The sequence below is a fragment of the Paenibacillus luteus genome (assembly GCF_006542765.1).
Taxonomy (GTDB): domain Bacteria; phylum Bacillota; class Bacilli; order Paenibacillales; family Paenibacillaceae; genus Pristimantibacillus; species Pristimantibacillus luteus.
Map to the genome: position 1 here is coordinate 169,428 of NZ_SKCD01000011.1, position 25,170 is coordinate 194,597.

Below are 25,170 nucleotides of genomic sequence, written 5' to 3' on the forward strand. Positions count from 1 at the left end.
AGCTAATTTCATTTAGTAGGTAGCTTTGAATCTTTAGTATTGATGAAATGAATGTCGGGTATGCAACAAGCCATAACAAAACAAGCCAGCTGTCTCCATCGAGACAGCTGGCTTGTTAACTTGCTATTTATTGTAAACTTAGTCGTCTTCGCTTCATAAGCTTCATAAGCTCCGGAAGCGCAATTCCGATGAGAACGACCGCAACGCCTGCCCATTGCAGCGCGCTCACATGCTCATTAAGAACAAAAGATGATAGCATTACCGCTACAGGAAGCTCCGAAGCACCAAGTACGCCTGCCATTCCCTCTCCGATATGCGGCACGCCCACCGCAAACAGAACGGGTGGAATAAAAGCGCCGAACATGCCCAGCAAGAAGCCGTATAGCATCAAATCTCCCCAAATCAGACCGTTGAACAAAAAGGCTGGCGGGAACAAAATAAAGACAAGCACCAAGCCGCCCGTTATCATCCAGGCACTGCGGTAAACAGGATGTACGGAAGGGACAGCCTTTCCGCTAAATAAAATAAATAATGAATAGCTTACCGCTGATAGAAGCCCAAGCACGACACCCATCATGTTGAATTGGCCTGTGCCTTGCTCCATGATGCCGGCAGCAAGCATCGTCCCGCCGAACAAAATCGCAATTGTAAACAACATGATACCGTTCGGACGTTTACGCTGGCTGACTGCTTGAATCAGAACGCCAATCCAAGTGAATTGAAATAACAAAATGATAGCCAATGATGCAGGTATATAACGTAGAGATTGATAATAGAGCAAACCAGTAATCGCTGTTGGAGCTCCAGCTGCCATCAATAGCAGTCGCTGTTTCCAAGTTAGTCGATTTGCATTGCTCGAGATTGCTGCTTTCTCAGCCTTGCTGCCTCCTTTGCCCTGTTTCTCGCGCCACTTCATAAATAGCGCAAGCCCCCATGCGAGGATAAAGCCGGTTAGCAGTTGGCTGCCCACTACCTCCCCAAGCTGATAACCATTGCCGTATGCCAGCACTACGATTGTGGATAATATGCCATAACTGGCCGCTCCTAAAAATACGGATAAAATATACTTCATCTGTGGTAATGCTCCTTCCTGTCTTTTGCAAAATCATTAAAACAAAAAAAATCCTAACGACGAATATAGGATCATTGTGCAATGATCGCATATTCGTAGTTAGGAAGTTAAGGCTTCCCGTAGAAACCCTCACCCTGTTAAATAAATTCCGTGAGGTTATACGAATTATTCAGTTATGCGGACTCGTGTTCAACAGTTCAGATGTTACATGACAAGTGAGGTACTGTCAATAGACAATATGTTGGAAAACGAAAATCAGGCCGCTATCTTCAGCATAGTATGAGCAAAATCGAAAGGATATTCAACTCATATATGATATGATATTCAGACAAGATATTGGTTACAGGATGGAGTGAACGATGATGATCAAACCTACAATGAACGGAACGGTCCGTTCCGTATGCCCTTTTGATTGTCCTGATACTTGCGGTCTAAGCGTGACCTTCGAGAAAGGGAAAATAACTAAAATTACAGGTGATTCCGAGCATCCTGTTACCCGTGGAGCGATTTGCAATAAAGTGCGGCAGCTCAATGACCGTGTTTATCATCCTGAACGCCTGCTGTATCCGATGCGGCGCACGGGACCAAAGGGTGAACTTGCTTTCGAACGCATTACATGGGATGAAGCATACAAAGAAATTGCTACACGAATGAGAAGTATTATAAATGAAAACGGCGCAGAAGCCATATTGCCTTACAGCTTCTATGGCAATATGGGAGTCCTTAATTCAGAAAGCATGGATCGACGTTTCTTCCACCGGCTAGGCGCAACCCAACTCGATCGCGCTATCTGCAATGCCGCAGGCTCCAAAGGTTATTCTTACACAATGGGAGGCTCAATCGGCATTGATCCTGAGGATACTGTGCATACGAAGCTGTTTCTCATCTGGGGCTGCAATATGGTATCCACGAATATGCATCAGACCATGCTAGCTACCGAAGCTAGAAAAAACGGCGCCACGGTCATCCATATCGATGTGCACCGCAATCGAACCTCCGCCTGGGCAGACCGATTCATCCACCTTCGTCCGGGTACAGATGCGGCGCTCGCCCTTGGCATGATGCATGTCATTATCCGAGATGGGCTTACGGATATGGCGTTTCTTGAACAAAACACGCTAGGCTATGAGGAGCTCTTCGAGCAAGCAACCGAATATACGCCGGCGCGCGTGGAAGAGATAACAGGCGTTCCGGCAGCTGAAGTCGAAGAGCTTGGCCGCTTGTATGGCAGCACTTCCCCATCTTTTATTCGGATCGGCAATGGCCTCCAGCACCATGACAACGGCGGCATGATCGTTAGGACAATATCCTGCCTGCCTGCACTAACTGGACAATGGGGAATTCAGGGCGGCGGTGCCATGAAAGGCAACAGCTGGTATTCCCGTCTTAATGGCAAGAAGCTTGAACGGCCGGATTTATTGCCCGATCCCGAGGTTCGCACGGTAAGCATGAATCAGCTTGGTGAAGCGCTGCTGGAGCTCACTCCACCTATCCGTATGTTATTTGTCTACAACAGCAATCCGGCTGTCGTTGCGCCTGATCAGAACCGGGTTCGGGATGGTCTGCTGCGGGAGGATCTTTTTACGGTGACGCATGATTTGTTTCTAACGGATACTTGCAAATACTCAGATCTTGTTTTGCCAGCCACCTCGCATTTTGAAAATTTAGATTTGTATACCTCGTATTGGCATTTGTATTTGCAGCTTCATGAGCCCATTATGGAGCCGATGGGCGAATGCAAATCCAATTTTACGCTGTTTAAAGAACTAGCTCTTCTCATGGGCTTCGAAGAAGCTGAATTTGATCTTACCGAGGAGCAAATGATAGCTGAGGCACTCGATAGTGAGAACAATCCTCTTCTAGATGGCATCACCTTTGAGACGCTGAAAACAAATACATGGATGAAGGCTAGCGGCGGCAAGCTCCCTCCGGTTACTGAAATGATTCCAACAGCATCGGGAAAAATCGAGCTCTATTCCGATGCGATGGCACAAGCCGGGCTGCCGCCCGTGCCTGACTACACGCCGCTGCGCGAGCCTGACACGTATCCGTTTCTGCTCACAACAGGGCCTAATCATAGCTTTATAAATTCGACATTTGGCAATCAAGAACGTCTCCAAAAGCTGGAGAAGGAGCCGCTCCTCCACATGCATAGTCAGAATGCAGATGAGCTTGGCCTCAAGGATGGTGAACGGGTGAAAATACGAAACGACCGAGGCGAAGTGGAAATGGCGGTTCGGATCGGCCATGACGTGCTTCCAGGCGTTCTCGTTACCCAAGGCCTTTGGTGGGATGACAAGAAAAAAGGGCATCAAGCCGTCAATGCGCTTACGCCTCAGCGGTTAGCTGATATGGGCGGCGGTGCTACCTTCTTCTCCAATCGCGTGGAAGTCTTGAAGCTGTAGTAACGATATGGCTTAAAGTCCAAAAAAACGGTACCCCTCAACGCGGTGTACCGTTTTTTTTGGATCGAGGCGCCATCGGCTGGTTAATAGCAAATTCCCACGCGCTCCCGCACAAATGTCTCTCTCAAATAAGCAGAAACCGTAAAGTGTGCCGTATCCGCAAATGAAATTTGCGAACCTCCCGTAGGCAAAATATTTTTTTGTACGCGATATTCGCCCGTGAACTCCGTTTGAACAAGTCTTGTTGGGCATACTATCGTCCAATCTAGTTCGGACTCAGCCAAGGTGTGATAAGCTTGCTCATGCTCCATGGCCGCTTCATGGTTCACCCTTTTGTTCTCGATGGATTGGTATCGCAAGAGATGCGGCTGAAGCTCGCTTTGCAAAATACCAGCCGTCCCTATCGTCACAAGCCGCTTAATTTTATATTCTTGCATGGATCTGATGATATGCTGAATACCGATTAGAAGCGTGCCGTTTCCTTCGGTATTCAAAGCACATATCACCCCTTCTGCACCCGACATGGCTTGCAACACATCCTCTTCGTTCCGAATATCACCAAGAATGCTTCCAGGCTGAACTTGCTCCGGCAGTCGGACAAATCGCTTAGCTTGCAGTCCCTTTTCTTCGATAAAATGCTGTATGTATTGCCCGGTTTTCCCTGTAGCTCCGATAAGCAGCAAACTCACTGGCCCAAACTCCTTTATCTGTTCATTTTAATCTCTCTGATCCTATCATCATTTCCGACTCAGCAGTAAAAGTAAAGCAAGATGCCCTATGTTCATTCCTTTAAATGGACAATTGCTGCTTTTCCATAGAAATTCCTCAACCATTACGCTATGATATATAAAAATGCGAACGGAGCTTGTCCATGGAAATTCGCCAGCTAGAGTATTTCGTAACGATTTGCGAAGAGCTTCATTTTACGCGTGCGGCAGAACGTCTCGGCGTGACGCAGCCCACGTTAAGTCATCAAGTTAAGGCGCTTGAAGATGAACTTGGCTTGCCATTGTTTAATAGGATCGGCAAGAAAATCTCATTGACGGAAGCAGGCTCTATCTTGAAACAGCAGGCGGGTGTTCTCTTCCAGGCTTTGCAAAGTGCCAAAGAACAAATGGATGAGCTGCATCTCATTGAACGCGGGACCTTAACGATCGGCTCTTTGCCTGGCGAGCTTAATCAGCTTGTTGCCTCATTATTGGTTGATTTTAACCGATTATATCCGAAAATTCAGATTAAAATCGTTGCTGCAGGTGATATTTTGGAGCGCGTGCTTCACAACGAGCTTGATTTGGCCGTGACCATCCATCCGGATGAGGATGAACGTATTTTAAAAATTCCGTTGTACGAAGAAGAGTTTTACATGCTGGTTCCAATGGGTCACGAGTTTGCAAATGCCGAAAGCATCGATTTCCAATCGCTGCAGCAGTTGCCGCTCATTTTATTTCCACCGGATCATAAATGCCGCCAGTTGGTAGATGCCACCTGCAGCACGCTCGGTCTTCATTTCAAGCCACTTATTGAAACCAATACGATTGATTCGATCTTCAGCCTAGTACAAGCAGGAGCTGGCGTAACAATCCTCTCCAGAACCTTGATCCAATTGAACGGCAATCGTACCTTGAAGGCGGTTAAAATAACGAATCCTTCGTTAATCAGGAAAATCTCGATCGTCCATCATCAAGGCAAATATTTAAGCAGCTCGGCTAAAGCATTTATCGAGCTATTGAAAAATCATATTGCGCAAAGAGATATTAGTGATTCAGTGATTTAAGATAGGCTCGCTCTTCTTCCATTGCAGACTCCTCATAATAATAAGTGAACCAGAAAGAGCCATCCCAGATTTGGAATGGCTCTTCGTTATGAAACCTGACATCAACACCTAATCATTGCTGCTGCCTATCGTTTGCTTGTCTTTACCCGGCTGCAAACTGTCATATAAGGCTGGATTTACGATTTTACGCAAAAGGTGCATCGGTCCGTCACCGTTGTCAAAATCAAATACATACAGCTTCTCGTAACCTCTTCGTTCATACATAGGAAGCAGCCATGGATGCTTCTCGGCAGTTGCCAGCGTAACAGCAGCAGCGCCTACCTGATCACGGATAATGTTCTGCTCTACCCATGTGAGTAGCTTGTCTCCGAGGCCTGCACCTTGGTAGGCAGGATCTACCGCAAACCATTTGACAAACGGAAAATCTGTGACTGCTTTAACCTCTTCGCCTTTGGACAATGTAACCGTTGCAGCAATCACGCCATCTTTCTCAAGCACATAACATTCATTGGAATGGATATTGTCTTGAATTAAAGCCAAATCAGCATGTGCCGCTGGCCAATGAAGCTCCAATTCCCTAATGGTGACATAAGCCTCATAAATGACATGCTGTAAGCGCGGCGCGTCTTGAAGTACTGCCAGTCGATAGTTTTCGCTCATCTATTTCACCCCTGCTTCATTTGATAGAACAAACAATGCCGATTGATTTAATCGGGATTGTGTTTATTCACTGTATCATCCCTTCAAGCAGGTATCCAATAGACAATTTCTATCGAATGATAAAAATAAACTTGAGTTATCTTAGTTCATCAACGATACTTGGAGGCGTTTGCCCGGTTAAGGCATAAACTAAGTTTTTTGCAGCAAGCATGGCCATGTCATTTCTTGTTTGCGTCGTTGCTGATCCGATATGCGGCAGCGTCAATACGTTCTGCATCTGAAGAAAGGGATGATCAGGCGGTATCGGTTCTTTCTCAAACACATCGAGTCCAGCGGCAGCTATCGTGCCTGCTTGAAGCGCCTCGACCAATGCATTCTCGTCTACCGTTTGACCTCGTGACACATTAATAAAAATAGAGGATGGCTTCATTAAGCTGAATTGCTCTTTTCCAATAAGCTGATTCGTTTCTGGTGTCAATGGAGCAAGCATCACCACAAAATCCGATTCAGCAAGCAGCTCATTTAATTCTGAATAGTGGACACCTAATAGTTCTTCAGTATGAAGCTTTCGGCTGCGGTTATAATAAGCCACTTCCATTTCGAATCCGAACCTCGCCCGGCGTGCTACCGCTTCACCGATCCGTCCCATACCGATGATACCTAGCTTGGCATGATGAACATCAGTCCCGAATAAGGTCTTGCCGTCGCCCTTCTTCCAATGTCCTTCCTTCACGTACCGATCAAGCTCCGCTACTCGTCTAGCCGTACCGAGGATAAGAGCAAATGCCAGATCGGCAACGGTATCATTCAACACATGAGGCGTATTGGTTCCGATGATGCCGCGCTCTTTCATTGCAATTAAGTCAAAATGGTTATATCCTACGCTGATGCTGCTCACGACCTTTAGATGCGGGGCATGCCCTAAGAACTCAGCATCAATAGACGCACCTGCCGTAAGCAGCCCGTTTGCGTGCGCTACCTTTTCAAGCAGCTGTTGCCGAGGAATTTGCCCTTCGCCATCCCATTTGTCAATCGTACAATGCTCAGCGATAAATTTTTCAACCTCCAATGGTACCTCTCGATCCAAAAAAACCGTTGGTTTCATCATCTGTTTCCTCCCATCCTTTTATGCAATAAGCATAGCATAATCAACGGATACTCGCACAAACGGAAGGAGAGCGGCTACGAATGGCCGCTCTCCCCATAGATCTATGCAAACATGGCTGCTTGTCTTTTCATTAAGTCTTCTACAACGATACAAGCCATCGCTTCAACGACAGGGATGATGCGGGGGCAAATACACGGATCATGACGTCCGATCGTCTCAATCATTTTCTCCTGACCATGAATGTCCATCGTCTGCTGTGGCAAGGAAATCGATGAGGTTGGTTTTACTGCGATCCGAAATACGATTTCTTCTCCCGTACTGATTCCACCAATGATGCCACCGGCATTATTGCTCAAAAATCCGTCTTTGCTCATTCCATCGTTATGTTCGCTGCCAAGCATATCCGCTGCTGCAAATCCGGCGCCAAATTCAATGCCTTTGACAGCGCCAATGGAAAGCATGGCTTTGGCAAGCTCTGCATCCAGCTTGTCGAAAACAGGTTCGCCGATACCTGGCTTAACGCCCCTAATTCTGCATTCGACAATCCCACCGCAGCTGTCTCCTGCTGCAGCCAACTGCTCTACTCTTTCAATCATACGCTTAGCGGCCTCAGGATCACATGCACGAACGGCATTCTTTTCAATTTCGTCCTCGTGGAATGTTTCGCATTTGATTCCGCCGATTTCCTTGGAATAAGCTACGACGCTGATTCCCTTGTTTTCCAGCAGCTTGCGTGCAACTGCACCGCCAGCGACACGTCCTGCCGTCTCCCTGCCGGAGGCTCTGCCGCTGCCACGGTGATCGCGAAGCCCGTATTTTTTTAAGTAGGTGAAATCGGCATGCCCTGGACGGAAGGAATACTGGATGTCATTATAGGCATCCGGTCTCATATCCTTGTTATGCAGCATAATAAAGAGCGGCGTGCCTGTCGTTTTTCCTTCAAACATGCCCGACAAGATGCTAATCACATCATATTCCTTACGCGGTGTAGTCACGGAAGACTGTCCCGGTTTCCTACGGTCCATTTGCGTTTGGATATACTTTTCATCTAGTTCTACGCCTGGTGTAACGCCATCTACAATCACCCCAACGGCCTCGCCATGCGATTCGCCGAAGGTTGTAATTTTAAAGCTGCTGCCATATGTGCTTCCTGCCATTTTGTTGTCCTCCTTGGATCTAGCTTTGACGCTTTCTATCTATATCCATTATAATTTTGATCATGAAATAAATGAAATCAAAATTTCGAATCCGTGACATAGAGAGAAGTGATATCATGCAAGTCAATATGGAATGGTACCGTATTTTTTGGCATACGGCTAAATTAGGCAATTTGACAAAAGCAGCCCTCGAATTGCACATCACGCAACCGTCGGTTAGTTATGCGCTAAAGCAGCTGGAAGCCCAGCTGGAGGTAAAGCTGTTTAACCGATTGTCCAAAGGAGTGAAGCTGACGCCCGAAGGGCTTGAAGTATTCCGCTATGTGGAACAGTCTTTCATGACTCTATTCGCGGGTGAGAACAGGCTGCAGTCCCTAAAGGATTTAAATGCAGGCGAGCTAAAAATTGGCGCAAGCGGGCCCATTATTAAGCATTTACTGCTCCCTGTACTCGATACATTTCATGCCGAGCATCCTAGCGTGCGTATACGGCTCTCTCAAGGCAAAACATCGGATATCCGGTCTCGCTTAAAGTCTGGTCAAATTGATGTCGGATTAGTCCATTTGCCGCTATCTGATCATGAGTTATCCGTGCAGCATCTCACTACGATCCAAGATTGTTTTGTGGTAGGACAGTCCTATATGCATTTAGCAGAAACACCGATAACGCCTGAGGCATTGTCCGGCCTCCCCCTTCTGCTTCTGTCAGAGGGCAGCAGCACAAGACAATATGTCGAGAAATGGTTCTCCGCCGGCGACATAACGGCTGAAGCCGATATGGAACTAAGCAGTATGGACATGTTGATTGAGCTTGCTGGCCGCGGCTATGGCGCAGCATTTGTGACACACGCCTTCGTCAATCAGGAATTGATAGACGGAAAGCTGTTTGTACTGCGGACGACAGTTCCGATCCCTCCCCGCGCGGTTGGCTTTGCCACCCGAAAGGATACCGTTCTCTCCATTGCTGCAAGCCGGTTTATAGCATTACTCCATTGAGGTTGCTAAACGAAGGAAAACAAGATTTCTGCTCCAAATTTCCAGCCTTTTAAGTAGACAGTAAAATCGACGCAAACCCCAAAAATACGCTAAGCCACACGGGCTTAGCGTATTTTTTGGTTAAAATGATGAAACCTCATCTTCTTTGCCTTAGCTTTAGAGGGATGCTTCTAATCCGATCTACCACTACTCGTGAATTAGTATCAGTATGCTCTCTCGTATTGCTTAGGTGGCTTTATTTCCCCTTTTACGATTTGAATGGCATGGAGAGCCCAGTAAGGATCAACTAGCATTCCGCGGGCAACAGCTACGAGATCAGCATCCTCGCTTGCAATGGTCGCTTCTGCAAGCTTGGCATCCTCCAGCATGCCGACTGCGATGACAGGAACTTTCAGTGCTTGTTTAAATGCGCGCGCAAACGGTACCTGATAACCGGGATAATTGCCGGGCTTGCGCGTGCCGGACGGACCTTCGCCTCCACTGGAAACATGAAAGATATCAACACCTGCAGCAAGGTACTTCTTGCTGAGTTCAATACTATGATCTAGGTCATACCCGCCATCCATATATTCGATCGCAGAAATACGTAAGATTAGCGGCATATCAGCCGGCATTTCGCTTTTGACTGCTTGAATGACCTCTACACCAAACTTTGCATAATCCTGCCCATATTCATCATCACGCTTATTGATCTCGGGTGATTGGAATTGATGGACAAGATACCCGTGAGCTCCATGAATTTCGATCGTATCCACACCAGCCTCTACCGCTCTTCGAGCCGTTTGCCTAAACTGCTCAACAATTTGTTTAACTTCATCCGTTGAGAGTGGCTTTGGTGTTCTGTAGTTAGGACCTGCTGATATTGCCGAAGGACCGACTGGAGTTACAGCATCTTCTGCCTTCCGGCCCGCATGTGCAATTTGAATGCCGATCTTAGAGCCATATTTATGAACTTCATCAATAATTCGTTTGTAAGCTGGTACTTGCTCGTCTGACCATAATCCGAGGTCATTGTCTGTAATCCGTCCGTCAGGATCAACGTCGGTCATTTCCATAATTATAAGTCCCGTCCCGCCAATCGCTCGCGATACATAGTGGATATAATGCCAATCATTCGGTGTGCCATCCTTCGCTTCTACGGAATATTGGCACATGGGCGCCATGACGATTCTGTTTTTAAGCTCAAGATTTTTGATGGTGAACGGTGTATTTAAATGATTTACAGTCATGCTTCTCTCTCCTTTAGTTTAGTGCGGATAGTGTTCTCAGTTCTATTTTAAACATAGTAAACAAAGAAAATAAAGTACTGATCTTTTTTACATATAGTTTCCGAAAAGTTACTTTTGTACTATACTTGGTCTCAAACCTAAAAATAAAAAAGAGGGATCTCGATATGAACCAGCAGGAACCGCTTATATTAAAGCGTGGAACACCTGGCATTCCATGCGTCATAGGCAAAGCTCTTGAAGTTATTGGAAACAAATGGACGTTTCTTATCATTCGCGACTTGCTTGTTGAACAAACGCTGCGTTTCAGTGAACTGCTCAAATCATTGGAAGGCATTAGTCCAAAAACGCTCTCTCTCCGCCTGAAAGAGCTCGAAGAGCAAGGGATTGTGAAACGAACGATATATGCCGAGGTTCCTCCAAGAGTAGAATACACCATTACGGATAAAGGTAAACAACTGGAGCCTGTTTTTATCGAGCTTAAGCGATTTGGTCTGACGTTATGACGTCTATCCAAGCACGTGCTGACCAATCCTATTGTTATATGGTTTTACCGTTGAAATTTCGTGCAAGTTCAACTATAATATAGACTGCTTTTAATTGTTTACCGGGAAGGAAAGACTACGATGAGTGATGACAATCAATTTCGCGTTTTATTGTATTATAAATTTATAGCAATACCCGATGCGGAGCAATTTGCTGCGGAGCATCTTGCCTATTGCAAGGAGCTAAATGTAAAAGGTCGTATCCTAATTGCTGACGAAGGCATTAACGGTACGTTATCAGGAACTGTAGAACAAACAGAGCAATATATGGCGCATATGCGTGCGAATCCTCTGTTTTCGGACATTGTTTATAAAATAGATGAGACAGACCAGCATGCCTTCAAAAAAATATTTGTTCGCTACAAGAAAGAGCTTGTTACCCTTCGTTACGACAAGCCTTTAGACCCGAATACACTAAGCGGAACACGCTTGTCTCCAAAAGAGTTCCATGAATATCTGCAACGCGAAGATGTGATCGTACTCGATGGAAGAAGCGATTATGAATACGATTTAGGTCATTTCCGCAATGCGATCCGGCCGGATCTGGAGACCTTCAAGGAATTTCCGGAATGGCTTCGTGAGAATATGGCTGAATTCAAGGACAAACCTATTCTTACTTATTGTACGGGCGGCATCCGCTGCGAGAAGCTTACGGGCGTTATGATGAGCGAAGGCTTTAATGACGTTTATCAGTTGGAAGGCGGAATCGTTACCTACGGTAAAGACGAGGAAGTGCAAGGCCGATTATTCGATGGCAAATGTTATGTATTTGATGAGAGAACCTCTGTCGTGATCAATCAGACGGACGAAGCTGTCGTTGTGGGGAAATGTCACCACTGCGATAATCCAGCTGATACTTACATTAATTGTGCAGATGATTCCTGTCATCTTCAGCATATCGTATGCGAAGAATGCCTAGAGACCAAGCATGGCTTCTGCTCCAACGAATGCGAAGAGCATGTCGTGGGAGTCAAATAAATCATCTATTTTAAAAAAACAGCGATTAAAGGTTTGGATTCTCAGGCTTTTAATCGCTGTTTTATTACGGTAAGGGCATAAATAACAAGCGGAAAAATAAAAAATCCCGTTAAAATATAGAGCGTTCCCGATTTTGAAATGAAGTCCCCTATCATTTGAAAGTCCTTAGCGAGCCAAAATGTAGATAACAACAGCAGCAGGCCTATCGGTAATATAATGACCACTGGTTTTTGGAGTTCCAGCGTTTCCGATAAGCTTAAATAGATGGTAAAATAATAAAAACTGATTTTGAAAAATTCGCCAAGCACCCATACCATCATCACGATGGCCTCCACATGCTCGAAAAACTCTGCATAGGCGATATACCGCGCTGCCGTAAAGACCGGATAATTGTAAAAAGAAGCACTCTCGCTCATGAGCATAAATACGGTAATATTGGCGATTAGCATTAATAAGCCAATCCCCGTTACGCAAATGTACCCCCATTTCTGAATGGACTTCTCTTGTTTCACAAAAGGCAAGATATAAACGACCAAGAATATCTGGCAAAACCAGCCTGCAACTACGACTGAACCTTTGAAGACGGGGGCTGCTCCTTTCTCAAAGATCGGAAATATCGTAGATGGGTCAAGTTCTGGGATCAAAAAAACGAAGATGAACAACGTGCATATCGTAATGATGGGAATAAACACTTGTCCCGTTCGAGCTAACACTTCAATTCCACCGCTAACTACCCAAGCACATAGAATTAGCATGCTGGTAATGATAATGTAAACCGGTGTTTTCAAATAGAAATTTGTCACGATGAACTCCCCGTAATCACGTGTAGCAATCGCTATGATATGAACTTGAAAGATGATAAACAATACATTCATACCCTTTCCAATCACTTTGCCGAACGTCGATTCCAACAACTTTACGAATGATCCGTGCGGTGCTAGTTTATATAGCTTGAAGGCTAACCAAATTGTTAGGTAACCGATAAGCATGCTGAAGATAGGCGTCATCCACATGTCTTTACCAGATAGCATCGTTGTAATCGAAGGCATCAGAAGAACGGAAGAACTCAAAATCATTTGAAACATTAGAAGAAACATTTGAAATGAGGAAATTTTGTTCTTCATTTGAATTACCTCCTCTTAAGGACTTAACCAGCCGTGAAGAGGCCGATAGAGTGCATTGACCCAATCGGTAAGACTAGGCAAATTTGGATTCAATCCTAGTCCCAGCGATAAGACAAAAGCGATGAATAATAAGCTGAACAGCACCTTTTTCTCTTTTTTATCGTGTTTTTTCCAGGATGGATTCACGATCCCGTAACCTCCGATTAGCACCCAAATCGTAATGAGAGTATGCCATGACATATTAGTTGTTCACTCGATTCATCTTTTTTATATTTTGGTTTAAAATGCCTGGTCTTTGGATGTTGATTTCAACATCTAGTTCCGTCTCTATTTCCGAGAACAGGGTACTCCAGTTTTTCTTTTCTTTCTGCCATTGCTTTGGAGCATGCTTACGGAAACGGTCGCCGAAATCAAGGACATCGGTTTTGTATTTTTTCTGAAGTACCTTTAACGTTTGCCTGATGCTCATCTCTACCTCTTCATTCGTTTTTTTGATCATAGCCTTATGCTGGGCTGGATTCATAAAATCGAGCGAGCTTGTATTTTGCAGCAGATTGCCTTCTCCGCGAACCTTTATTTTCATCTTCCACTTTCCATCAGGCGTGATTGAAGGAATCAGTGTTGTTTTGCTGTGAGTTAGTAGGACGGCTAAGGTTTGTTCCTCCGGCATTTTCAAGCTAATAATCGTATTTCCTTTGATTTGATTCGTGATCCAGAAGTATCCCCATGTTAAGTCTGAATTTAAATTTCCGTTCATTTTTCCTTTCTTGAATAGACTCATCCCCCTAAAATAAGGAACGTTCGGATTGCGCACATGGCTCTCGTCCGTTAATAGCTTTCCGCGATTAATATATGGAATAGCGTAGGTTTCGTCAGGCGTTTCTACAATTCGTTCAATAATTTCCTTTAGATCAACGGTAATGCTGATTTCTGTTTTGGACAGCTCACTTAATGCCTCCATCGAATTTGGTTCTAGCCTGGGTATGATGCCTAGCACATCGACAGCACTGCCTTCCGCTATGTAAATATTTGCTCTTTCGCGCATCCGAACGTATCTCAAAATAAAATCAAGGTCATCCTCAATGCCGTGCTCCGCCCTCGCTTGCCCAATGACAAAAATATCATTATGGCCCCAATATAGCTTGCGGGAAAGACGCTCTTGGAGCTTGTACATCGCTTCAGCCATAGAGGAGCCTGCCGCACTGGAAACAAATGTTTTTCCGTTGCCATTCCCCGCTTTCATGCCGCTCTCCTGACCTTCCCCCGTACTTTCTACAGGGATATAGATCTCCGCCGAAAGCTTCACCTGCTTGCCGTCCATTTGGTCGATACCAGCTCCAACGATGATAGCAATATCATTCACTTCGACTCGATCCCAACAGCTCGTCATGAGAGGAACGCTCCAACAAAGGAGGCCGCATAACATTGCCCGAATCATACGTCGCTTCATTGCTGTTCACTCTCTTTCTGCTGATGTATCAGGCTTAAAGTTTTGAACCTTTTGTTCTGCGAATACTGCCTCCGCTTCTCGTAAAGCGCGGTCTCCGATTTGGCTTCCATGCTGGCGGACGCATAACTACATCCTGCCATTCTCCGGCCATTAACGGGGCGAGCGGCGATAAATAAGGAACGCCAAACGAACGCAGACCACTCAAATGGATCACGATGCCAATTACACCCATCAGCAGCCCGAGTAAACCAAGAACACCTGCAAGCAGCATGATTGGAAACCGCAATAACCGAATGGATATGCCAACCGAATAATGGGGCAGCAAAAAGGAAGCAATCCCCGTAATCGCTACAACCATAACCATCGGTGAAGACACGAGCCCGGCAGAGGTGGCTGCTTGTCCAATGACCAAAGCCCCTACGATACTAACCGCGGCACCTACCTGCTTGGGAAGTCTTACACCCGCTTCGCGTAATGCTTCAAACATCGTTTCCATAATAAATGCCTCAACCAAAGCAGGAAACGGGATCGATTCTCTTGATTTTGCAATACTTAGCAGCAAAGCTGAAGGTATCATTTCTTGATGGTACGTTAATAAAGCAACATAGGCCGAAGGTACAAGCAGCGCGACTAGAAAAAATAAATAACGCAACCAACGGATAAAAGTTGAAATGAGAAACCGCTGGTAATAGTCCTCTGGTGACTGAAGCAAAGAAAAAATGCTAATCGGTGCAATGAGCACAAAAGGGGTATTGTCTGTCAAAATGACTGCCCTTCCCTCCAGCAAGCCGGCAACTACCGTATCAGGACGTTCGGTTGATATTAACTGGGGGAACGGGGAGTATGGCTGATCCTCGATAAACTCCTCAATATTTCCGCTCTCTAATATGCCATCCACTTCGATAGCCGCTAAACGATGTTCAATCTCGGCGATCAGCTCCGGTGCAGCCAGCCCCTCAACATAGCCGATAACAATTCTTGTTTTCGTATATTCCCCAATCTCTATCCCCTTCATCTTAAGTGAAGGCGTTCGGATTCTCCTTCTGATCATCGACATATTATCATCCAGTGTTTCCGTAAATCCCTCCCTTGGACCACGAATCACGGACTCTGCGACGGGGTCTTCAATAGCTCTTTTACGCCAGTCGCCAAGGGAAAATACATAGCCGCCATCGGATCCATCAACGAACAGAACAGCATTCCCAAGCGTAAGCTGACTCATCATCTCCCGAAAGGTTTCAATTCTCGTACAGCTAAAGGAGGTTACCTCTTGCTCCATCGTTTCCAGCCATTCTTCAGTCTCGCTGAAATCCCAACTAAACATGGAATGCCTGATCTCATTAAGCCGTTCCTCATCCGTCAGGCCATTAAAATATACAAACATGCCAGGCACTTTACCGCCAAGCTTGCAACTGAGATAAGCAGCGTCACTGCAGTCTTTGAGTGATTGTTCTATATGGTGTCTGGATTGTTCCAAATCTTTTGAAATCCTAGGTTCAGCTTTTGCAGCGTTTGCTTCCATGGCAGGAGTTCCCCTCATCTGGATGGGATTAAATGTTTGCTTATTATTTTCCAGTACCCCGCTTCCTATCCAGACAAAGCCGGAATAACCGATAATTTCTGAAAACTTGGTTAATCTAATTAAGTGCAACGATGAAGAGCAGTTTACTTTTGGGAGGTTTAACATGGCAAATAACAAACATAAATCGATTCCAGCTAAGAATCAGGCTTTTGAAGCAAGCTCCAAAGAGGCTGAAAATAACGTTGCCGCTTCAACTGAAGAAAATCGCAATCAAAAAGGTCATGTGCCAAACAGTCCTTCAACGGGGTAGTCAGTGGTAATTTTGTGCAAAAACAAAGAGCTTCCCGTGAATTCGTTCACGGAAAGCTCTTTGTCTTGTTCAGCCAGATAGAAACATTAGTCCTTTTTCACAATGGGTTCCCAGCGGTGCTTGTATTGCAATAATCGCGGGTGTAGTTTGGAGGGCTCTTCAGTCAATAGCAACCGAATTTTAACAATCCATTCTTCAAAGGAGGAGAAGGAAGCGAATAAATTAGCCATGTCTCCGCTCAAAAGTAGAAACAACGGTTTAGGATAAGTTTCAGCCAGATGCCGCAATGCCGTATCGATAGGTGTATACTTCTTACGCTTGATTTCCAATCTTTCCACGATTACATTTGTTTCTCCGCGATCATGTCTCCATTCATGAAGCCGGTCCTCTCGTTTATGGAAAGGACTTACTTCGTCCTTCGACATCCGCTTCACGCTCTGCTCATGTAGTGGGTATAACACCAGCTTGCTGAAGGATCGATCCTTAGCCGTATAGGCTGCGACATCCAGTTCTCGATCGGTGACATGCTGGAACGAATCATAATAGACGAGGGTACCTTTGTGCTCATCCTTTGGCGGTTCATAACCAAAAGGCATCTTTTGAGCGATTTCACGCATACAGTTGGCCTCCTACGCAGCACTAGCTTGGTTTTGTTAGGGCTAGGAGAAGAAAATAACATATTTAAGGCCAAATTGCCAAGCTAAAGCTTTCGGTAATCGCTTTTCATTATACTTTTCACTAAGCTCGGCCACTTGGAATTGGCAGGGCAATATTTTTTGGCAACCTTCTCGATGGTGGTGAGCCCTTTCCCCACATAATTTCTGGATAACAATTGTCCGAACTTTCGCACGCTGTCTCCTTTGGTTTCAAAACTGAATGCTTTATTGTATTTGTCGCCATCAATCGCGTTCAGGCCAAATAGGTTATTTTTGTTTTTGGCCAATCGACTCTTGCCATTTCCGCTCTCCAACTTCATGACTGCAATCGTAAAATAAGCATTAATGCCATACTCTTCCTCGATTTCGAGGATAGCTTGTTCCAAATCCTCGCCGGAGAGCGCCGTGCCTTCAAATATTTTAGCGATATGTTCTTCCGTTAAGCCGGATTCGGATTCCACAATCGAGGTTGGCTGGGTCGGTTCTTCATCGGGAAGTTCATCTATAGTTTCAGATTCCAGCGCTTGCTCGGCGCCGATCTCTTGAATTTCAATCGTTGGCTGGCGTGTATCGGTTACGGAGAAGGACAGGATGGTAGCTTCATTTTTCACCTTTTTGGCATAGCCTCCATGAATATATCCGCCGCTTTGCAGCTGCAGCCAGCCATTTTCTGTTTCGGCAATGATCTCAAGCCTCGTAGCTTGCTTAACCACTTTTTGAATAGCTGACTTTGCATTTGGCTCTGTGCGGACATTTAAGTAAAAAGCAGTAACTTCATAGGTATGTACGAGTTCTTCAGTGATCGCCGTTTCTTCCTTCGTTGGGGCAGGGATGTCAGCAGTAGGTATTGGAGGCGGGTCAGCTGGAATGGGCGCAATGGCTGACGTGGCAGGGATCGTTGAGGTTCGCGAGATTGGGATAGGAGTTATGGCAGAACTTTTCGTTGGTGCAAGCAGCGGTTCGGTGCTTATAGCGGAGACTACATTCCTCTCAGGTACATCCAATACATGATTTTCAGACGTGTTATTTAAAGGTTGAACATTCATTCCTAAGGTAATGACTAAGGATAAAATAAGCAAATAGACGAATAGATGCTGATTTAACTTTTTTCGCATGGTTATACCTCTCCCTTAAGTTAATGAAGTTTACTTTAATATGTTTTACACGATCAATAAGCCTTATAGTTCTGCGAGAAACGGATCGCCTCCTCTTACAGAGGACGGCGACATCTGTTTCACCTTGAAATATAGGAAAGGTTATCATTTCGCTATCCCTTCTCTACATTTCTCGGAATGAAACGCGCTGCGCCGCCAAAGGACGGCGACATCTGTTTCACCTTGCCACGATTGAAGTTTTACGATAAAGATAAACGGTTGACAAGAATAAGTGGACGGTCTGTGAAGATTATATGTCGCTGTCCCCTTCAAAAGACGAGTTTTTATGTATCCAATGAATTATAAGAAAAAATTAAACGAGTAAAATCGCAGTTCTATGCGCTCTTTTTACCTTTTTTCCATGCAAAAAAGCTCTTATTCCCGGGAGAATAAGAGCTTTGCTGATAAAGATGTCTGATAAGAAAAGTGCCGTGTTTATTTTTTAAAGCCGGACGCGTGCGCCGTTATGATCGCATCCATCTGCTCGTTCCACTCGGAATCTTCCGTGCAGCGCTCGGGGTGAGCTTCAAACCAAGCGACCGTTCGTTTGATTCCTTCCGCAAACGATAGTGTCGCTTCAAATTCTGGTACAAGCTGTTTAATCTTGCTGTTGTCAAATACGCTGGTTACGGCTTTATCGCCAAGCAGGCCGCCAGCAAGCTCAGGGTCGTGCGATACGAGAAACTCGCTCGAGATATGCACAAGCTTCGGCTCAGCACCAGCGGCTGTGCCGATCGCTTCATAAATTTGATTCCAGGTCAGCACTTCATCGGAGGTGATGTGATAGGCCTCACCAATCGCTTCCTCTCGACCGAGCAAACCGACAAACCCTTTTGCAAAGTCCGAGTTATGTGTCATCGTCCATAATGACGAACCATCGCCATGAACGATAACCGGCAATCCCGCTCGAATGCGTGCGATCAGAGACCACGGATGGGGCCAGCTATTTAAGGCTGCCGGTATCATCGTATCCCCGTAGGTGAAGGATGGACGAACGATGGTGAAAGGAAATTCGGTTGCCGCATGCTCTTCCTGCAAAAGCTGCTCGCAAGCAATCTTATCGCGGGAATACTGCCAATATTTATTTTCAAGAGGCGTGGCATCTTCCGTAATGATATAATGCACGGGCGGCTTCTGATAAGCCGATGCCGAGCTTATGAATATGTATTGCTTCGTACGGCCACGGAACAATTCAATATCAACGCTAACCTGCTCAGGCGTAAAAGCGATCCAATCGACGACGACGTCAAAATGATAACCATCCAAAGCGGCTGCCGCAGATTTCGGATCTCTAATATCTCCATGGATGACCTTTGCTCCACTCGGTACACGAGCATCCCGCTTCCCGCGGTTAAAGAGATACAGCTCTATTCCCCGTTCTATCGCCAGCTTGGACACTGCCTCGCTAATTAAGCCTGTTCCGCCAATAAACAATACCTTCATTGTCAATCGCTCCTTTTGATCTATCGTTTTTTTTACGATTTCATCGGAAAGCCTATGATATAGAAGTTCACAATCGTCAATTAATAGTACCATAGCAGATCATCTTTTAATATTTGAAAATGATATACTATAGCCATACCTAAACAAATAAGGAGTTGCCCTACGTGAAACGTTTAGCGACAACAACACTCTATTCCGTCTTACTATCTTCCATACTGCTTAGTGCATGCAGCAGCCAGACTCAACTGGCGAAAGCCACGAATGAGGCCAACATCGAAAGCGGCTCCGGACATGGTGAGCATCATACCGATTCGGGAGATCTTCAAGAATGGACGGCTTCGCTCGAAACGCTGCCTTCTTTCCTGGATACGGCTTCCTCAACCTTACAAACCGCTTATCGAACTGCCGCAACTGTAACGGATATTTTGCCCTTTATCCCCTGCTATTGCGGCTGCGGCGACAGTGCCGGCCACAAGAGCAACCTAAACTGCTTTATCGCTGAAGTAAAGGATGACGGGTCAGTCCTATGGGATGATCACGGCACCCGCTGCAGTGTCTGCGTTGAAATTGCCGTTACTGCGGCAGCGATGAAAGCTACGGGAATTGAAAACGAACGCATTCGCGCATTTATTGACGAAACCTACAAAGAAGGGTATGCAATGCCAACGTTAACGGAATATCCACCTGCCACCTGACTACCACGTATTTACTAAGAGGCAAGAGGCTTTCTCTCATCAGCTCTTGCCTCAACAACCAATCAGAAGAAGTCTCACAGAGGTCTCACTTTACCTCCGTATTTTTCAACTGATAGAGACCCTCATCCGTTCGTATGATTTCGTAAACTGCCTCATGACGGCTGACCTTCCTTGTGGTTGAAGTAAAATCAACTAGCATTCGATCAAGCGTTACATCTAGTACAACGTCATCACCTCGTACGAAAACAAGCTTATGAAGAGAATCATCCAATAAAGGGAATTCCTCTCCGGTTAGTTGATGTGACAAATAATTGAAATAGGTTGGCTCAGCGCTCCATTTCACGCCTACGGTTTTCTCCATTTCAGCTTTTGATAGATATGGAGGGAACATATACAGAGTATCCCATTCGAAATCGGTTGTTTCCTTCAAATCCAACTGGCTGTTTTGACTAACGGCAGCCTGCAAATTTTTAATGAATCCGGCTTTCTCCAGATGATTGATTTTGAGTGTACGGTAGTTCCCGTAGCTAACAGCCAAAGATATAAATAAGCCTAAAATCATTGCCATAATGACATATTTATTCAAAATCCGCATGATAACCTCCTATTATATCGTTTCAACGACTTGAGCATGCTCACGTTTCGCAAAAAAACAAACAAAATCATAACTTTACGGCATCGCCACAGCAGGGTCAAACTTACTAAGATTAAGCTGCAAGGTGTTACGGTTAACTCATGTCTGCTTGATGGAGGGGATCTATGAATCTTCAAAAAAAGCTAGTGTTCATTACGGATGCGGACAGCCGCAGCGGCAAAGCGATGATTGCTCGGTTAGCGAGTGATCGCACCCATTTTATTCTTAACAGCAGCTCAGGCGGATTGGAATTATCAGCTGAATTAGAGCTTGTCTGTCATGCAGGCTTAAAGGCTATCATGGTGAATATAGACCTGTGCAAAAGCCTTGAAATTGAAGGAATGCTGCAGCACGCTGAGCATGAGTTGGGCACAGTCGATGTTTTGGTCCATAACAATCAAGAGATTAAACCAAGCACCATTGAATATGGCGAGGAAGAGCAATTTCTGAGCAGCATAGCCGTAAACGCCAAATCGGCTTTTTTCTGTACCCAAGCCGTCGGCAAGCAAATGATGAAGTCGCAAGCTGGCAAAATTATTTTTGTTTCCTCGATTCATGCAGAAAAGCCTACGGGATCTGCTTTCACGTACAGCATCTCCAAAGGGGCTGTCAAAATGCTCGCTAAGGAAGCTGCACTAGCTTTGGGCCGGTATGGCGTAAGCGTCAACACGATTGAGCTGGGACCGCTTCCCGGAGATGACGAACGTTTTAAGAGCACACTCTCCACTCTATACGATCATTATGAATATAAAGTTCCCGATGCGGTGCTGGGCAGTGATGAGAATCTCGCAGAGCTTGTTGCCTTCCTCTCCTCTGATTATTCCCGTTATATCAACGGTTCCGATATCAGGCTGGATGGCGGCTTCCTTCTGCACTATATGAATTCCAAAATGAAACAACCTTAACCGCCATACGGGAGGTGTAACATGAGTATAGCAGGCAAAGTGGCTCTAGTAACTGGCGCAGGCACGGGAATTGGCAAGGGCGTTGCCATTGAGCTTGCTCACAGAGGGGCTTTGGTGGCCATTCATTATAATCAAAGCGATGCGGGAGCTCTCCATACCAAGCAGCAGATTGACGAGTTTGGCGGTGATGCGATCCTTGTACAAGCAAATGTGGCTGTAAAAAAAGAAATTGATCATATGATCCGAACCGTTGTAGATCATTATGGCGGGATTGATATCTTGGTCAACAACGCCGCTCTCCAGCTCAATTATAACTTCTTCGATTATGACGAGGCTTCCTTTGACCGCATGATGAACATCAATTTGAAGGGCTATTGGCAGTGCATTCAGGCCGTTGTTCCTCATATGAAAAAAAAGCATTTCGGGCGAATTATTAACATGTCTTCGGTTCACAGCAAACGTCCGACCGACTTTGATGCCGTCTATTCGATGACCAAGGGTGGCATTCGCATGTTAGGCAGGGAAAGCGCGATCGAGCTCGCCCAGTATGGGATTACCGTCAACACGATTGAGCCTGGTGCCGTAGACGTCGGCAAGCAAAGCGCGCGTGAGTCCAAGCCGATTATGACTGCGGAGGATATAACAAAGCTTAAAAAAACGACCAGATCGATTCGCGATAAATTCCCGCTTGGTCGTGTGGGACGCCCGCTTGATGTGGCGCAGCTGGTTTGTTTTATCGCTTCTGACGAGAGTGAATTCATGACAGGGTCTTCCATTCGGCTTGACGGTGGCAGTATGCTGCTCTAAATCAACGTATAGCTGCTTGTTCAACCTTATTCCATACTAGGAGTGATTGTCTGTGTCCAATAACCAATCCTATGAAGAAACGTTAGCGCATGTCAGCACCTTCTCCAGTCCCGCTACGCTGCGCATCACTGATATTAGGTTTACCGATATTGTTGGTGGCCCTTTCCACAGCAGCTTGATTAAAGTGTATACCAATCAAGGATTAGTTGGCTTTGGCGAGGTTCGGGATGGTGCCGATAAGGTATATGCCCAAATTTTGAAAGGGAGATTGCTTGGCGAGAACCCTTGCAACATCGACAAGCTGTTCCGCCGCATTAAGCAGTTTGGCGGGCATGCCCGCCAAGGCGGCGGCGTCAGCGGGCTTGAAATCGCGTTATGGGATTTGGCTGGCAAAGCTTACGGCGTCCCGATTTATCAAATGCTTGGCGGGAAATTCCGCGAGAAGATCAGAATGTATTGCGATACCGAGGTCGTAGGCAAGGATACGGGCACAGCTATGGGCTTGGCACTTAAGAAACGAATGGATGAAGGCTTCTCTTTCCTCAAAATGGATCTGGGCATTGGCCAAATTATTGATGAGCCAGGCACATTAAGCGCTCCTGTAGGTTTCCTTCAGGAAATGCGGGACATCTCCAAAAATCGGTACAGTTCCAATCAAGATACCCTTACCGAGGACGAGATTCGCGATATCCGCAATAAACATTTTGAAATCAACAATATTCCGCATCCGTTCACGGCCATCCATGTGACGGAGAAAGGTCTTGATCTGCTGGAGCAGTACGTTGCAGATGTCCGGGCGGTCATCGGTTACGAGGTGCCTCTGGCGGTTGACCATTTTGGCCATATTGGCCTTGAGGATTGCATTAAGCTCGGAAGACGCGTCGATAAATTTAATCTGGCTTGGATGGAAGATATGCTTCCTTGGCAGTATACGGAACAATACGCGAAGCTGGCACGTGCTGTCGCTACTCCGATATGCACAGGTGAGGATATCTATTTGAAGGAAAATTTCCGTCCGCTTCTGGAAGCAGGCGGCGTATCTGTGATCCATCCGGATGTGCTGACGACTGGCGGCATTCTAGAGACCAAAAAAATCGGCGATATGGCGCAAGAATATGGCGTGGCGATGGCCATTCATATGGCAGAGAGTCCTATCGCATGCCTTGCGGCCGCTCATGTCGCTGCTGCTACCGAAAACTTTATGGCACTGGAATACCATTCCTGCGAGGTGCCTTGGTGGGATGATATCATTATTGGCAGCAAGCTGCCGAAGAAGCTTGTACAAAACGGCTTTATCCATATGACCGACGCTCCTGGACTTGGAATAGACGATTTGAATGACGAAGTGCTGGCCCAGCATCTGCATCCGAAAATACCCGGCTTATGGGAAGCAACGGATAATTGGAACCACTACTACTCGAATGACCGGCTTTGGAGCTAAAACGAACATAAAAGCAGCTGAGCAGACTTTCCTGCTCAGCTGTTCTTTTTAAAACATGATAGATCATATCAAAAAAGAAGGACGAGATGTTGAAACATCTCGTCCTTTTAGCTATGGCTTACGCATATTCCCGAACGCCTGCCGCCTCCATTAATCCGCGGATATAGCCGATTCCATATAAGCGGCCTAGCAGCTCATAACCCGGATTCGTGTTTTCCTCTCCTTCCATCGTCGGTACATGGTCAGGTCTTGCCGGCCCTTGGAAACCTACCTCATAATAAGTGTGCATCGCCTCGAGCATATTGGTTTTCCCGTCATCGTGGAAGGTCTCTTCAAATTTCTCAGGCGTGCCGATTACATCCCGAAAATGAACAAAAAATAGTTTATCCTGCTTGGTAAAATGTCGAATCACGCTCGGAATATCGTCCCCTGCCGTAGCCAAGGTGCCTTGGCACAACGTGATTCCGTTATACGGGCTAGGCACGAGATCAATGGCCCGCTGCAAAGCAGCTGCACTTCGCAATATTCGCGATATGCCCCGTATCGGCGTAATTGGGGGATCATCAGGGTGAAGCGCGAGCTTCACCCTCGCTTGCTCTGCTACGGGAACGATACGTTCCATAAAGTAGCGGAGATTTTCCCAGAGCTGATCCTCCGTAACAATACCTGCCTCCGTTAAGGGGGCATCCTTCATCAAGCTGTGGTCGTAGCTCGATACGAGCGCGCCGCCTCTTGTACGTGTCGTTGTTGAAGTCCGAAACCAGTTAAACTGTGCCATGAAATTATAGCAAAGCACAGGAATGCCGGCAGCTCCCATATTTCGGATAAACTGCTGGAACACTTCGATCTCTGCATCTCGCCCAGCCGTACCTAGCTTAATTTCATTGCTCGGCGGCATGGATTCAATGACTAACAGCTCCAGTCCAAAATCGGAAAACCGCTGCTTCATCCGGATAAGCGGCATGAGATCCCAGGGCTTCTCGACTTTCTCTTCCCAAGGCAAGCCTCCAACCGCGTGATTGACGCCAAGCTGCTTCGCCAAATGCCAAAGCCGGTTCGGCTGGGACGGAAACACTTCTGCTAGCTGCATGAATACGACACCTCACTCT

General features: G+C 46.0%; 25 protein-coding genes and 1 riboswitch. Of the genes, 10 read left to right on the forward strand and 15 right to left on the reverse strand.

Annotated features, from left to right (window positions below):
• Window positions 1-127 precede the first annotated feature (127 nt).
• Window positions 128-1,072, reverse strand: a complete 945-nt coding sequence (locus E0496_RS08750; RefSeq protein WP_141501204.1) for an EamA family transporter — start codon at window positions 1,070-1,072, stop codon at window positions 128-130.
• A 76-nt stretch (window positions 1,073-1,148) separates the two neighbouring features.
• A riboswitch (purine riboswitch) is annotated at window positions 1,149-1,256 on the reverse strand.
• Between the two features lie 178 nt (window positions 1,257-1,434).
• On the opposite strand from E0496_RS08750, the gene E0496_RS08755 reads away from it, so the two are divergent.
• Window positions 1,435-3,477, forward strand: a complete 2,043-nt coding sequence (locus tag E0496_RS08755) for a molybdopterin-containing oxidoreductase family protein (RefSeq protein ID WP_421923493.1) — start codon at window positions 1,435-1,437, stop codon at window positions 3,475-3,477.
• An 83-nt stretch (window positions 3,478-3,560) separates the two neighbouring features.
• Here E0496_RS08755 and E0496_RS08760 read toward each other — a convergent pair whose 3' ends face one another.
• Complete coding sequence (locus tag E0496_RS08760) at window positions 3,561-4,166, reverse strand: NAD(P)-dependent oxidoreductase (RefSeq protein ID WP_141501206.1); 606 nt, start codon at window positions 4,164-4,166, stop codon at window positions 3,561-3,563.
• Window positions 4,167-4,348: 182 nt separating this feature from the next.
• Here E0496_RS08760 and E0496_RS08765 point away from each other — a divergent pair, with 182 nt between their 5' ends.
• Window positions 4,349-5,251 (forward strand): LysR family transcriptional regulator, encoded by a 903-nt coding sequence (locus E0496_RS08765; protein ID WP_141501207.1) that lies wholly within the window; start codon window positions 4,349-4,351, stop codon window positions 5,249-5,251.
• 108 nt (window positions 5,252-5,359) lie between these two features.
• Here the strand turns inward: E0496_RS08765 and E0496_RS08770 are convergent, their stop codons facing one another.
• The 3 genes from E0496_RS08770 to aroC form a co-directional block, all read right to left on the reverse strand.
• On the reverse strand, window positions 5,360-5,911 hold the full coding sequence (locus tag E0496_RS08770; RefSeq protein WP_141501208.1) for a GNAT family N-acetyltransferase: 552 nt from the start codon (window positions 5,909-5,911) through the stop codon (window positions 5,360-5,362).
• A 136-nt stretch (window positions 5,912-6,047) separates the two neighbouring features.
• Complete coding sequence (locus tag E0496_RS08775; RefSeq protein ID WP_175598040.1) at window positions 6,048-7,016, reverse strand: 2-hydroxyacid dehydrogenase; 969 nt, start codon at window positions 7,014-7,016, stop codon at window positions 6,048-6,050.
• A gap of 104 nt (window positions 7,017-7,120) precedes the next feature.
• Complete coding sequence (gene aroC / locus E0496_RS08780) at window positions 7,121-8,176, reverse strand: chorismate synthase (protein ID WP_141501210.1); 1,056 nt, start codon at window positions 8,174-8,176, stop codon at window positions 7,121-7,123.
• 116 nt (window positions 8,177-8,292) lie between these two features.
• On the opposite strand from aroC, the gene E0496_RS08785 reads away from it, so the two are divergent.
• Window positions 8,293-9,171 (forward strand): LysR family transcriptional regulator, encoded by an 879-nt coding sequence (locus E0496_RS08785; protein WP_141501211.1) that lies wholly within the window; start codon window positions 8,293-8,295, stop codon window positions 9,169-9,171.
• Between the two features lie 203 nt (window positions 9,172-9,374).
• Here E0496_RS08785 and E0496_RS08790 read toward each other — a convergent pair whose 3' ends face one another.
• Window positions 9,375-10,400 (reverse strand): NADH:flavin oxidoreductase/NADH oxidase, encoded by a 1,026-nt coding sequence (locus E0496_RS08790; RefSeq protein ID WP_141501212.1) that lies wholly within the window; start codon window positions 10,398-10,400, stop codon window positions 9,375-9,377.
• A gap of 164 nt (window positions 10,401-10,564) precedes the next feature.
• On the opposite strand from E0496_RS08790, the gene E0496_RS08795 reads away from it, so the two are divergent.
• Window positions 10,565-10,903 carry a winged helix-turn-helix transcriptional regulator gene (locus E0496_RS08795; RefSeq protein WP_141501213.1) on the forward strand — a complete coding sequence of 113 codons (339 nt, stop codon included), beginning with the start codon at window positions 10,565-10,567 and terminating at the stop codon, window positions 10,901-10,903.
• A 120-nt stretch (window positions 10,904-11,023) separates the two neighbouring features.
• Window positions 11,024-11,920: an oxygen-dependent tRNA uridine(34) hydroxylase TrhO gene (trhO, locus tag E0496_RS08800; protein ID WP_141501214.1), complete on the forward strand. Its 897-nt coding sequence runs from the start codon at window positions 11,024-11,026 to the stop codon at window positions 11,918-11,920.
• A 41-nt stretch (window positions 11,921-11,961) separates the two neighbouring features.
• Here trhO and E0496_RS08805 read toward each other — a convergent pair whose 3' ends face one another.
• The 4 genes from E0496_RS08805 to E0496_RS08820 are packed head-to-tail and all read right to left on the reverse strand — an operon-like array spanning window position 11,962 to window position 16,016.
• A complete protein-coding gene (locus E0496_RS08805) occupies window positions 11,962-13,044 on the reverse strand; it encodes a GerAB/ArcD/ProY family transporter (protein ID WP_141501215.1) in 1,083 nt (360 codons plus the stop codon).
• Between the two features lie 15 nt (window positions 13,045-13,059).
• Window positions 13,060-13,284, reverse strand: a complete 225-nt coding sequence (locus E0496_RS08810) for a hypothetical protein (protein WP_141501216.1) — start codon at window positions 13,282-13,284, stop codon at window positions 13,060-13,062.
• A 1-nt stretch (window position 13,285) separates the two neighbouring features.
• A complete protein-coding gene (locus tag E0496_RS08815) occupies window positions 13,286-14,494 on the reverse strand; it encodes a Ger(x)C family spore germination protein (protein ID WP_141501217.1) in 1,209 nt (402 codons plus the stop codon).
• A 34-nt stretch (window positions 14,495-14,528) separates the two neighbouring features.
• A complete protein-coding gene (locus tag E0496_RS08820) occupies window positions 14,529-16,016 on the reverse strand; it encodes a spore germination protein (protein ID WP_241674649.1) in 1,488 nt (495 codons plus the stop codon).
• 163 nt (window positions 16,017-16,179) lie between these two features.
• Here E0496_RS08820 and E0496_RS35855 point away from each other — a divergent pair, with 163 nt between their 5' ends.
• Complete coding sequence (locus E0496_RS35855; RefSeq protein ID WP_175598031.1) at window positions 16,180-16,326, forward strand: hypothetical protein; 147 nt, start codon at window positions 16,180-16,182, stop codon at window positions 16,324-16,326.
• A gap of 86 nt (window positions 16,327-16,412) precedes the next feature.
• Here the strand turns inward: E0496_RS35855 and E0496_RS08825 are convergent, their stop codons facing one another.
• The 3 genes from E0496_RS08825 to E0496_RS08835 form a co-directional block, all read right to left on the reverse strand.
• Complete coding sequence (locus E0496_RS08825) at window positions 16,413-16,943, reverse strand: hypothetical protein (protein WP_141501218.1); 531 nt, start codon at window positions 16,941-16,943, stop codon at window positions 16,413-16,415.
• Window positions 16,944-17,026: 83 nt separating this feature from the next.
• Entirely contained in the window at window positions 17,027-18,097 is a 1,071-nt protein-coding gene (locus E0496_RS08830) for a glucosaminidase domain-containing protein (RefSeq protein WP_141501219.1), read from the reverse strand.
• A 474-nt stretch (window positions 18,098-18,571) separates the two neighbouring features.
• Window positions 18,572-19,579, reverse strand: coding sequence for an SDR family oxidoreductase (locus E0496_RS08835; protein WP_141501220.1), 1,008 nt, complete (start codon window positions 19,577-19,579; stop codon window positions 18,572-18,574).
• 164 nt (window positions 19,580-19,743) lie between these two features.
• On the opposite strand from E0496_RS08835, the gene E0496_RS08840 reads away from it, so the two are divergent.
• On the forward strand, window positions 19,744-20,274 hold the full coding sequence (locus tag E0496_RS08840) for a PCYCGC motif-containing (lipo)protein (RefSeq protein ID WP_141501221.1): 531 nt from the start codon (window positions 19,744-19,746) through the stop codon (window positions 20,272-20,274).
• An 85-nt stretch (window positions 20,275-20,359) separates the two neighbouring features.
• Here E0496_RS08840 and E0496_RS08845 read toward each other — a convergent pair whose 3' ends face one another.
• The gene (locus tag E0496_RS08845; protein WP_141501222.1) at window positions 20,360-20,869 is read right to left on the reverse strand and encodes a hypothetical protein; all 510 of its coding nucleotides are present in this window, start codon (window positions 20,867-20,869) and stop codon (window positions 20,360-20,362) included.
• A gap of 164 nt (window positions 20,870-21,033) precedes the next feature.
• Between E0496_RS08845 and E0496_RS08850 the strand changes: the two genes are divergently transcribed.
• From E0496_RS08850 to E0496_RS08860, 3 genes are read left to right on the forward strand one after another with little or no spacing between them, the layout of a single operon-like run.
• On the forward strand, window positions 21,034-21,813 hold the full coding sequence (locus tag E0496_RS08850; protein ID WP_141501223.1) for an SDR family NAD(P)-dependent oxidoreductase: 780 nt from the start codon (window positions 21,034-21,036) through the stop codon (window positions 21,811-21,813).
• Window positions 21,814-21,834: 21 nt separating this feature from the next.
• Window positions 21,835-22,620 (forward strand): SDR family NAD(P)-dependent oxidoreductase, encoded by a 786-nt coding sequence (locus tag E0496_RS08855; protein ID WP_141501224.1) that lies wholly within the window; start codon window positions 21,835-21,837, stop codon window positions 22,618-22,620.
• A 52-nt stretch (window positions 22,621-22,672) separates the two neighbouring features.
• Window positions 22,673-24,061, forward strand: coding sequence for a mandelate racemase/muconate lactonizing enzyme family protein (locus tag E0496_RS08860; protein WP_141501225.1), 1,389 nt, complete (start codon window positions 22,673-22,675; stop codon window positions 24,059-24,061).
• A gap of 118 nt (window positions 24,062-24,179) precedes the next feature.
• Here E0496_RS08860 and E0496_RS08865 read toward each other — a convergent pair whose 3' ends face one another.
• The gene (locus tag E0496_RS08865; protein WP_141501226.1) at window positions 24,180-25,151 is read right to left on the reverse strand and encodes a mannonate dehydratase; all 972 of its coding nucleotides are present in this window, start codon (window positions 25,149-25,151) and stop codon (window positions 24,180-24,182) included.
• Window positions 25,152-25,170: the final 19 nt, after the last annotated feature.